Annotated in this window: 7 protein-coding genes; 4 read left to right on the forward strand and 3 right to left on the reverse strand. The window is 66.7% G+C overall.

Features of this window, described 5'->3' with window-relative positions; all coding sequences use genetic code 11:
- Positions 1–3: 3 nt before the first annotated feature.
- The 3 genes from aprA to sat form a co-directional block, all read right to left on the reverse strand.
- Positions 4–2,007 (reverse strand): adenylyl-sulfate reductase subunit alpha, encoded by a 2,004-nt coding sequence (gene aprA / locus DSX2_RS02545; protein WP_020879467.1) that lies wholly within the window; start codon positions 2,005–2,007, stop codon positions 4–6.
- A gap of 67 nt (positions 2,008–2,074) precedes the next feature.
- The gene (gene aprB, locus DSX2_RS02550; protein ID WP_020879468.1) at positions 2,075–2,578 is read right to left on the reverse strand and encodes an adenylyl-sulfate reductase subunit beta; all 504 of its coding nucleotides are present in this window, start codon (positions 2,576–2,578) and stop codon (positions 2,075–2,077) included.
- 641 nt (positions 2,579–3,219) lie between these two features.
- Complete coding sequence (gene sat / locus DSX2_RS02555) at positions 3,220–4,497, reverse strand: sulfate adenylyltransferase (protein ID WP_020879469.1); 1,278 nt, start codon at positions 4,495–4,497, stop codon at positions 3,220–3,222.
- 631 nt (positions 4,498–5,128) lie between these two features.
- On the opposite strand from sat, the gene DSX2_RS02560 reads away from it, so the two are divergent.
- The 4 genes from DSX2_RS02560 to DSX2_RS02575 are packed head-to-tail and all read left to right on the forward strand — an operon-like array spanning position 5,129 to position 10,996.
- Positions 5,129–6,763 carry a chorismate mutase gene (locus DSX2_RS02560; protein ID WP_020879470.1) on the forward strand — a complete coding sequence of 545 codons (1,635 nt, stop codon included), beginning with the start codon at positions 5,129–5,131 and terminating at the stop codon, positions 6,761–6,763.
- A gap of 43 nt (positions 6,764–6,806) precedes the next feature.
- Positions 6,807–7,130 carry a hypothetical protein gene (locus DSX2_RS17395; RefSeq protein ID WP_152512812.1) on the forward strand — a complete coding sequence of 108 codons (324 nt, stop codon included), beginning with the start codon at positions 6,807–6,809 and terminating at the stop codon, positions 7,128–7,130.
- Positions 7,131–7,167: 37 nt separating this feature from the next.
- The gene (locus tag DSX2_RS02570; protein ID WP_020879472.1) at positions 7,168–9,087 is read left to right on the forward strand and encodes an aconitate hydratase; all 1,920 of its coding nucleotides are present in this window, start codon (positions 7,168–7,170) and stop codon (positions 9,085–9,087) included.
- Positions 9,088–9,100: 13 nt separating this feature from the next.
- A complete protein-coding gene (locus tag DSX2_RS02575) occupies positions 9,101–10,996 on the forward strand; it encodes a SurA N-terminal domain-containing protein (protein WP_020879473.1) in 1,896 nt (631 codons plus the stop codon).
- Positions 10,997–11,079 lie beyond the last annotated feature (83 nt).

Here is an 11,079-nt window from a genome sequence, read left to right on the forward strand (position 1 = left end):
AGACTACGGATGCATGGGATCCGGGATGACCTGCCAGTACGCACGCTTGAAGAGCTTGGTCTCGCCCTTCTCGGGGTCGTACTTGGAGTTGACGAAGCACTTCCACTTGGAATCGTCCAGGCCCATGAAGTCACCACGGTAGTAGAAGCCGGGGTAACGGGACTCCTGACGGAAGTGGATGTGCTGCATGTGCAGGCGCACGGTCCAGAGGCGGTGGAACTGCTCCCAGCAGCGCATGAGCTCGTGCAGGTCGCGGGCAGCCAGCTTACGGGAGTCTTCCTCGAGCATCTCGAGGAGCTTGAAGCCGGTCTCGAGCAGGGACTGCGAGGTCACGTACATCGTGCCCACGCCGCCGCCGTACTCGTCCGTGGCCTTGACGAGGCGCATCATGAAGTTCTTGGGAGAGATGTAGTTCGGGTTGACGACCGGGTCGGTGGACACGGACACGCCAGCCTTGAAGTTCTCGACCGGCTGGTAGATCTCCTTGGCGAGATCGGCAGCGGACTGCTTCAGGGCAGGCTTGAAGTCCTTGTGGTTCACGCACCAGCGCACCAGCTGCTTGCCGACGATGCGGCCTTCAACGTGGGAGCCGGAGGAGAACTTGTGGCCGGAGGCGCCCACGCCGTCAGCGCAGGTGAACAGGCCGTTGACCGTGGTCATGCGGTTGTAGATCTTGCCGTCGTCGGCCTTGATCTTGTAGTCCTCGGGAACCCAGGACTCGTCCGGGCCGGAGACCCAGATGCCGCAGCAGCCGGAGTGCGAACCGAGCAGGTACGGCTCGGTGGGCATGATCTCGGAACCGCGGTTCTCGGGCTCGATGTTCTGGCAGGCCCAGAGGTTGGCCTGGCCGACGCACATGTCGAGGAAGTCTTCCCACGCCTCGGACTCGAGGTGCTTCTGCTGCTCGGGGGAGAGCTTCTGGAAGGTGGTCTGCAGCGCGGTCTTGGTGTCCATGTAGATGGGACCACGACCCTCGCGCATCTCACGCAGCATCATGTGGTTACGCAGGCAGGTCGGGATGATGTGACCCTTGGCGTAGCCGCGCTCCTCGTAGGGCTTCAGCATGGCCGCGTTCGTGGCGCAGTAGTCCTCGCCCTTGGAGTTGGTCGCCTTGGCCTTGAAGAGCAGGAACCAGGCGCCGACCGGGCCGTAACCGTCCTTGAAGCGGGCGGGCACGAAGCGGTTTTCCATCATGGTCATCTCGGCGCCGACCTGGGCACACATGGTGTAGGTCGAACCGGCGTTCCACACGGGGTACCAGGCGCGGCCCATGCCCTCACCGGTGGAGCGGGGACGGTACACGTTCACCGCGCCGCCGCAGGCCACGAGCATGGCGTTGGTCTTGAAGACGTAGACCTTGTTCTCACGGGTGGAGAAGCCGACGGCGCCCGCGATGCGGTTGGGCGTGTTGGCGTCCAGGAGCAGCTTCACGATGAAGACGCGCTCCATGTAACGCTCCTGGCCCAGGGCGTTCTTCGCGGCCTCGGCCACGATGCACTTGTAGGACTCACCGTTGATCATGATCTGCCAACGGCCGGAGCGGACCGGGTCGTCGCCGGCACGCAGGGACTTGCCGGCCTTCTTGGCCTGGGCGCCGTCCAGGTTGTGATCGCCGTCCTTGATCCAGCAGGGCAGGCCCCACTCCTCGAAGAGGTGGACGGAGTCGTCGACGTGACGGCCGAGGTCGAAGATCAGGTCTTCGCGGACGATGCCCATGAGGTCGGTGCGGATCATGCGCACGTAGTCGTCGGGATCGTTCTTGCCGAGGTAGGTGTTGATGGCGGACAGGCCCTGGGCCACGGCGCCGGAGCGCTCGAGGGCGGCCTTGTCGACCAGCTGGATCTTCAGATCGGGGGCGTACTTGTCGGCCCAGCGGACGACCTCGTAGGCCGCGCCGCAGCAGCCCATGCCGCCACCGACCATGAGGATGTCGACGTCCTTCTCGATGATCTCCGGAGCGGCAACGGGCACGCCCTGCGAAGGAATTTTAACAGGAATCTTGGGCATGGTGATATCTCCTCTGAAATGTGTTCGTTTCGGTTTCTCAGGGAAACACTAACCGCGAGGGCGAAGCCTAGCGGTTGCCGCCTTCGCAGGGCAGGTCGAACCAGCACTGGTCCATGCCGGCGTCGGCGATCTCGAACTTCTTGTTGAGGACTTCCTTGGGGGCCTTGAGAGCGGTCTCGGTGAAGAGCAGCTCGTTCTCGAGGTCGCCCGCCTCGGGCTTGCCATCGTAGGGCTTGATGGAGCCTTCAGGCGTGGTGCGGATGGGGAACTTGAAGCGCTTCACGTTGCCGTTGCGGAACTTGACGGTCCACATGATGTCTTCGGCGCCGCGCATCGGGATCGAGGTGCCGCCCATGGGCGCGAAGTCGGCGTAGGGGCGGGCGCTGATGGCGCCCTGCGGGCAGATCTTCACGCAGGAGTAGCACTCCCAGCAAGCCTCGGGCTCCTGGTTGAACGCCCTCATCTCCTCAGGATCCAGGATCATCAGGTCGTTCGGGCAGATGTACATGCAGGCGGTCTTTTCGCCGCCTTTGCAGCCATCGCACTTGCTCGGGTCGACAAAGGTGGGCATAACGCAACCTCCTAACCAGTGGATTTAAGGGTTTCCAGATACCGTTATAAAAAAAAGCAGGGCGATCGACGTCCGATCTTCCCCGCTTTTCAGCCGCGCATGCGCCCCGCCATCCAGACGGCAGACTGCATACAGTCACAGAATGCGGTGCTATTGAGGCGGTTCATGCGTTGCGTCCCTCGTTGCGAAAAGCAGAATGTCTGCCGGTCGTTGAGCTTGTGCATGTTTTAACAAGCCTTCAACCCGTCGTCAACCTGGAAGTGAATTTTGTTACAAGCCACCTTCCGGCTGCAGCCCCGAGAGGGTTGACCTTGCTCACTTTTTTCAGCACGGGTAGGTCGGAATCCCGCCCCACACTTCTCGGTCCGAGAGCGAAAACGTCAATCTTCACAAGGAGGTGAACACTTCCCCCGTCTCTTTGGGCAAACGCAAATGTATCCCCTCGTGCCTTAAAACGCAAGGCCCTGGCGGTAGATTTTGACGTCTTTTTCACAAGCCGAACGCTTCCGAAAAACTGCTATTATTGCGCTAGGTTGACTAGACAATCCAACCCCACGGCAGTGTAACGAAAACGCAAAAAAAGGGTGCGCCCTTGCGGACGCACCCCTCTTCACAAGCGCTAGTTCCTTTTGGGAACAAGACTACTTCATGGTGGCGCCGGAGGCGGCCTTCTGCATCTTGACCTCGACCTTCTCGGTCAGGCCGGCGTAGTAGCCGCGCAGGATCTCGAGGACCTCTTCGCGACCGAAGTGATCCACGACCGGCTGTCCCTCGGACAGGGCCTTGCGCAGCTTGGTGCCGGAGAGGATGACGCGGTCTTCCTTGGTGTGCGGGCAGGTGCGCATGGAGGCCATGCCGTCGCACTTGAAGCAGTAGAAGGTCCAGTCGATCTTCATCGGCTTGCAGATCAGGGCCTTGCCGGCGTCGGCGCAGCCGTCCTGGTAGGGGATCTTGTCGAAGATCTCCTGCGCCTCGAACAGGGTGTAGAAGTCACCCACGCCCGCGTGGTCGCGGCCGATCAGCATCCAGTTGATGCCATAGTTCTGGCGGAAGGTGGCGTGCAGCAGCGCCTCGCGCGGACCGGCGTAGCGCATGTCGAGCGGGTAGCCGGCGTTGATCACGTTTTCCTTCACGAAGTACTTGTCGATCAGGGTCTGGATGCACTTGATGCGCACGTCGGCCGGGATGTCGCCGGGCTTCAGGTTGCCGATGAGGGAGTGGATGACCACGCCGTCACAGACTTCCACGGCGATCTTGGCCAGGAACTCGTGGGAGCGGTGCATGGGGTTGCGCAGCTGCAGGGCGGCGACGTTGGCCCAGCCCTTGGCGTCCATCTGGGCGCGGATCTCGGCGGGGGTCAGGTAGACGCCCGGGAACTTCTCGCGGTAGTCGCCCTCGGAGAGCACCTGCACGGTGCCGGCGAGGTTGTACTTGCCCTGGCCCATGACCATCTGCACGCCCGGGTGATCGGCCAGCGCGACGTCCCAGAACTTCTTGGAGTCGTCGCCGTTGCCCTTGAAGACCATCTCGCATTCCCACTTCTTCTCGGCCTCGGAGAGCTCATACTTCTCCTCGACCTTCAGGATGGCGTAGATGGTGCCCTTCTTGCCGACCAGGGCGACTTCGTCGCCGGCCTTCACGGACTCGTCGTTGGTGTCGCAGACGACCGGCACGGGCCAGAAGGTGCCGTCGGCCAGGGTGAACTTCTCGCAGACGCTCTTCCAGTCGGCCTTCTTCATGAAGCCGTTCAGGGGCGAGAAGCCGCCGATGCCGAGCATGATGCAGTCGCCCTTCACGCGGTCGGAAATTTCGATCTTCTTGAGGCCTTCGGCCTTCTTCTTCGCGTCCTCGAGGGCCTTGCCCTTCAGCAGACACTCGACAAGGCCTTTACCACCGTGCGGAGGAACCAGTCTCGACATTGTCCAACTCCTTCTAAGTAAGGTTTTTTTGCTCTAGGCAATGAACACCGGACGATCTCGGCAAACAACTCTCCGGCGCGCGGCGCCGACCGTCTCCCTGCGGAGCCCCCCGGTTATCGTCCGAACTGGCCCTCTTTCTTGTGAAAAAACAAACAAAATGTCAACCTGCTTTTTACTTTTTGTAACAACCTGATTTCACGACACTTCAAAAACGTCCCTGCCCGGGGTCCAAACGAAAAGGCGCGCATGCCGGGCAGGATGGAAGCCTTTTTCCCCTTTTCTCCCCTTGCGGAACGGGGCATTGAGCGACTCGCGGCGAGCGAGGCGCAGGCTGTCCCGGCCCGCCCCCGCCCGGGTGCCCCTCCGCGCCCCTTGTCGCCCATGTCCGCATTCCCGCGCCCGGTCCCTGCCCTCGCGCCTGCGCAGTCTGGGTACTGAGGAAATCGGCAGGCCTCTCGGCCTCGTTCTCGTCCTCGCGCCTACGCAGGCCGGGCGGCTCGGGCGGCGACGGGGCCGGGCGCGGCACGGGGCCCGTGCGTGCCCCGCCCCGCGCGGGCTCCGGCGCCCTTGCCTCCAAGGCTGATTCAGGCTAGGAGGACGGATTCAAATTTAAGGAACGAAAATCCATCCAATGACGAACACGCAACAGCCTTCCAAGCGGCCGAGCCCCTCGCAGGATCTGGCCGACCTCGACCGCCGCCTCGTCTCCCTGCTCGTGCGCCGCACGAAGCTTTTGGCCAAGATCGCCTCGGACCGCCGCGCCGCAGGCAAGCCCGTGGTCTCCGCGCCCCAGGAGAAGGCCCTGTGGGCCGCGTGGAGCGAGACCGTGCACAAGGCCGGTCTCTCCGACCGCCTCGCCAAGCAGCTCTTCATCGCGGTCAACGCGCTCGGCTACGACGCGGCCCAGGCCCCGGCGGCCCGCGAGCAGGTCTATCTCCTGACCCCGGCCTCCGGGGCGGTGGACGTCTCCTGCGAGGCCCCGGCCTCCACGCGCAAGGCCATGTACTTCCTGGCCCTGGCCGCCTTCGCGGGCAGCCCGGCGAGCGTCGGGCCCGTGGTCCTCTCCGACCCGCTCATCGAGATGGCCAAGGCCTTCAACCAGGTCGGCGGCGGGCTCTCCTGGGAAGGCAGCGAGGCCATGTGCCGCGGCGGCCAGGGGCTCTCCATGGACGGCTCCTCGCCCTTCGTCGGCGGCTCGCAGACGACTTTCGCCCTGATGCTCTGCGCGGCGCTCGCGCAGCAGGCCAACTGCCGCTTCTCCGGCGGTCCCGAGCTGAAGCTCATGGACGTGGGCCCCTACTCCCGCCTCCTGCCCTCGCTCGGCGCGCGCCTCGCGCCCATCGACCGCCGCGCGCCCGGCCTGCCGGTGCGCCTGGAGTCCGGCGTGGAGACGCCGCGCGAGGTGGGACTGCCCGAGGACTGCCCCGAGGAGATGGCCGCGGGCCTCGCGCTCTTCGCCTGGCGCTTCGAGCACGGCCTGCGCCTGCGCTTCTTCCCGAACTCCCCGGCCGCGCGCGGCGTGGCCGAGGCGGCCCCGGTCCTGGCCCGCTGCGGCATCGAGGTGCGCCTCGCGCCGGACGAGATCCAGGTCTCCCCGGGCACCCCGCGCGTCCCCGAGCGGCCCGACCTGCCCGCAGACCCGGTGCTCTCCACCCTGCTCCTTTCCCTGGCCCGCTTCCGCAAGGGCAAGGTCGTGCTCATCGGTTCGGCCGACGCCGACTCGCCCATGGCCGCCGAGGCCCTGGGCCTGCTCGAGGCCGCGGGCGCCAAGCTCGACCTCGCGGGCGGGCGCATGGTCTGCGCCGACGGCCCCTGGCCCGAGACCCCGGTCTTCGCCCCGCGCGAGCGCGCCCTGCTGCCCCTGGCCCTGTGCCTGGCCTCGGCCGCGCCCAAGGGCGCCCGCGTGCTGCTGCCCGAGGGCGGCAGCGACGAGGGCGTCGCCGCCGAGGAGGCGAGAACCCTGCTCGAGACCCTGGGCAAGGACTTCGTGCTGCTCGGCGAGACCGGCGGCGAGATGGACGTGAAGCCCGGCTTCACCGAGCCCCGCCCCGTCTACGCCCCGGACGCCGCCTGCGCCCTGGCCATGGGCGCCCTTTCCCTGGCCCACGCCCCCCTGGCCCTGGAGAACCCCGGCGTGGCCGCAGGCCTGTGGCCCGGGTTCTGGAACCTGTACAACCGTCTGCCCGCGATCTCGGGCAGCCTCTTCGCCCGCAAGGAGAAGCCCGATGAGCAGCCGAAGCAACGCAGGCGCATCATCGTCCGCTGATTCCGGGCGGATGCCGGAGCATATGCCGGAGCGGACGCAGCAGATGCCGAAGCAGACGGCCGACCGGACGCCCCGGCCCACGGACGGCCCCGCGGCCGAGTCCGAGGCCGAGGAGATCGCCCGCCTCGAGGCCGAGATCGCGGACTTCGAGCGCGACGCCGCGGCCTGCGAGGCCGAGGCCCGCCGCCTGCTGGCCGAGGAGGACCCGGCCGCCGGGATCTTCCATGCCCGCGCCATCCACGAGGCACGGCTCGCCAAGATGCGCCTCTTCACCGAGGCGCAGTTCCGCCGCGTGCGCGTGAACCGGCTGCGCCAGGGCATCGTCGAGTCGGCGCCCCCGAACATCGGCCGGGGATTCCCCTTCTAACCCCCGCTTTCCTTCCCTATCTTTAAGGAGACGCGCCTTGGCCCTGAACCTGACCCAGAAGATCCTCTCGGCCCACCTGGTCGGCGGCGAGCTGGTCCCCGGCTCGGAGATCCGCCTGCGCATAGACCAGACCCTGACCCAGGACGCCACCGGCACCATGGCCTACCTCCAGTTCGAGGCCATGGGCGTGCCCCGCGTGAAGACCGACCTCTCGGTCAGCTACGTGGACCACAACACGCTGCAGATGGGCTTCCGCAACCCCGACGACCACCGCTACCTGCGCAGCGTGGCGGCCAAGTACGGCATCGTCTTCTCCCCTCCGGGACTGGGCATCTGCCACCAGCTGCACCTGGAAAACTTCGCCAAGCCGGGCGCGACGCTCATCGGCTCCGACTCCCACACCCCCACCGCGGGCGGCGTGGGCAGCCTGGCCATGGGCGCGGGCGGCCTTTCCGTGGCCCTGGCCATGGCCGGACAGCCCTACGTCATCCCCTGCCCCAAGGTCGTGAAGGTGACGCTCACCGGCCAGCTCACGGGCTGGGCCTCGGCCAAGGACATCATCCTGCACCTGCTCGGCGAGCTGACCGTGAAGGGCGGCGTGGGCCGCGTCTTCGAGTACGCCGGTCCCGGCGTGGCCACCCTCTCCGTGCCCGAGCGCGCGGTGATCACCAACATGGGCGCCGAGCTCGGCGCCACCACCTCGATCTTCCCGGCCGACGAGCGCGCCCGCGAGTTCCTCACGGCCATGGGCCGCCCGCAGGACTTCACCGAGCTTTCGGCCGACGCGGACGCGGCCTACGACGAGGAGGTCGTCATCGACCTTTCGCAGCTCGAGCCCCTGGCGGCGGCCCCGCACATGCCGGACCGCCGCGTGACCATCCGCGAGCTCGCGGGCATGAAGGTCGACCAGGTCTGCATCGGCTCGTGCACCAACTCGTCCTACCTGGACCTGAAGAGCGTGGCCCTGCTGCTCTCGGGCAAGTCCGTGGCCGAGCACACCGACACCTTCCTCTCGCCCGGCTCCAAGCAGGTGCTCAAGATGCTCGCGCACGAGGGGCTCATCGAGCCCATCCTCGACGCAGGCGCCCGCATGCTCGAGTGCACCTGCGGCCCGTGCATCGGCATGGGCGGCTCGCCCATCTCCGGCGGCGTGTCCGTGCGCACCTACAACCGCAACTTCGAGGGCCGCTCCGGCACCAAGGACGCCAAGGTCTACCTGGTGAGTCCCCTGACCGCGGCCATGGTGGCCCTGCGCGGCGAGTTCAGCGACCCCGGCACCTGGGGCGAGGCCCCGGCCAGGCCGAGCCTGCCCGCGAACCCGCCCTCCATCCGCCACATGTTCGTGGACCCGCCCGCCGACGGCTCCTCCGTCGAGATCCAGCGCGGCCCGAACATCGTGCCGCTCGAGTCCTTCGACGCCATGCCCGCGAGCGTCTCCGCCAAGGTGCTGCTGAAAGTCGGCGACGACATCACCACGGACCACATCCTGCCCGCGGGCGCCGAGATCACGGCGCTGCGCTCGAACATCCCGGCCATCAGCATGCACATCTTCGGCCGCGTGGACGAGGGCTTCGTCTCCCGCATCAAGGCCGAGGGCAAGGGCGTCATCGTGGGCGGCGAGAACTACGGGCAGGGCTCCAGCCGCGAGCACGCGGCGCTCGGGCCCCGGCACCTCGGCGTCAAGGCCGTGGTGGTCAAGTCCCTGGCCCGCATCCACCGCGCCAACCTGGTCAACTTCGGCATCCTGCCGCTGCTCTTCGCGGACAAGGCCGACTACGACAGGATCGCGCTCGGCGACGAGCTGACCATCCCGGCCGAGGCCATCACCGCGGGCGGCGTCGTCACGGCCACCACGTCCACGGGCGCGGCCATCTCCCTCAAAAACGACCTTTCCGCCTCGGAACTCGAGATCATCCGGGCGGGCGGGTTGCTCAACTTCGTGAAATCGAACGCGTAAGGCAGGTTCAGCAATGCTCGAAGCGATGCGCAAGAACGCCCAGAGCTGGGGCGTGAAGATCATCTTCGGCGTGATCATCCTGGTCTTCGTCTTCTGGGGCGTGGGCTCCATGACCAAGGGCAAGACCTCGGCCATGGCCTACGTCAACGGGAACCCCATAAGCTTCGCCCAGTACAAGCGCCAGTACGAGGGCGACATGCAGCGCCTCAAGGAGCAGTTCCACGAGGTCACGGACGAGACCCTGAAGCAGATCGACTTCAAGCGCCAGGTCCTCGACCAGCTCATCGACCAGAGCCTGCTCGACCAGGCCGCCAAGCAGGCGGGCGTGACCGTCTCCGACGCCGAGGTCCGCGACGCCATCGCCTCCATCAAGGCCTTCCATGGCGCGAACGGCCGCTTCGATCCCGACCTCTACCGCCGCGTGCTCCTGGCCCAGAAGATGACGCCCGGCGAGTTCGAGGACTCCTTCCGCCGAAACGTCACGGCGCAGAAGATGCTGAGCCACCTGGCGACCACGGCCGTGGTCAGCGAGGCCGAGGCCAAGGACATCTTCACCTTCGCCCGCGAGGAGGCCAAGGCCGACTACGTGGCCTTCCCCCTGGACGCCTACCTGGACAAGATCCAGGTCACGGACGAGGAGGCCCAGGCCTACTACAAGAAGAACGAGGCCCGCTACCAGGCCCCGGCCATGGCCCAGCTGGCCTACCTCGAGTTCACGCCCGAGGCGCTGGCCAAGCCCGACGAGGTCACCGAGGCCGAGGCCAAGGCCTACTACGACGCGCACCAGAGCGAGTTCCACCAGGACGCGATGGTCCGCGCCCGCCACATCCTCATCAAGGTGCCCGAGAACGCCCCGGCCGACGTGGCCGCCAAGGCGCTGAAGAAGATCGAGGACATCCGCGCGCACATCAAGAGCCCCAAGGACTTCGCGGCCGCGGCCCAGAAGTACTCCGAGGGCCCGAGCGCCAAGGTCGGCGGCGACCTCGGCTGGTTCTCGCGCGGCTCCATGGTCAAGCCCTTCGAGGACGCGGCCTTCGCGCTCAAGCCCGGCGAGATCTCCGAGCCCGTGCGCACCTCCTTCGGCTACCACCTGATCCTCGTGGAGGAGAAGAAGCCCGAGGGCGTGCCGCCGCTCAAAGACGTGATCCAGGACGTGGACCGCAAGGTCGCCGAGGACAAGGCCTCGGGCAAGGTCTCCGACCTCCTGGACGAGGCCCTGGCCCGCGCGGCCTCCGGCCAGAAGCTGGACGCCATCGCCAAGAGCCTGAACATCCCCCTGCACACCACCAAGCCCTTCTCCCAGGACGAGCCGCCCGAGGAGCTGTCCTCCCTGGCCCAGGCCGACGTGAACACCATCTTCGGCCTCAAGCAGGACGAGGTCTACACCACGCCCCTGGCCGTGGAGGGCGGCTACGTGCTCGTGCAGCGCACCCTGGCGCGCGACGCCGCCATCCGCCCCTTCAAGGAGGTCCGCGACCAGGTCGTGGCCCAGGTGCGGCAGGAAGGCGCCCTGAAGCTGGCCCAGACCGCGGCCAAGGCCGTGCTGGCCGAGCTGCAGAAGACCGGCTCGCTGCCCGCCGACGTCAAGGCCCGCGTGCACACCACCCAGCCCTTCACCCGCCAGGGCCTGATCCCCGGCATGGGCACCAACGAGAAGCTGGCCCAGGCCGTGTTCTCCGCGCCGAAAGACTCCTGGCTGCCCGAGGCCTTCACCGTGCCGGGCGGCGTGCTCATCGTGCGCCGCGCCGAGCTCATCGAGCCCTCGGACGCGGACTGGCAGAAGAGCCGCGGCTTCTTCCTGCAGACCCTGCGCCAGCGCAAGGCCGAGCAGCTGATAACCGCCGTGGTCGCGGAACTGCGCTCCAAGGCCAAGATCGAGATCCCGAACCCGAGCCTGCTGCAGTACTAGCAGTACCGGACGACGCACGCGGGGGGAGCGGAGCTCCCCCCGATGCGATTACGACCCCTTGAAAAAGGAGCGCCCCGGGGAAG

The sequence above is a fragment of the Desulfovibrio sp. X2 genome, from assembly GCF_000422205.1.
In the GTDB taxonomy this organism is placed as follows: domain Bacteria; phylum Desulfobacterota; class Desulfovibrionia; order Desulfovibrionales; family Desulfovibrionaceae; genus Alkalidesulfovibrio.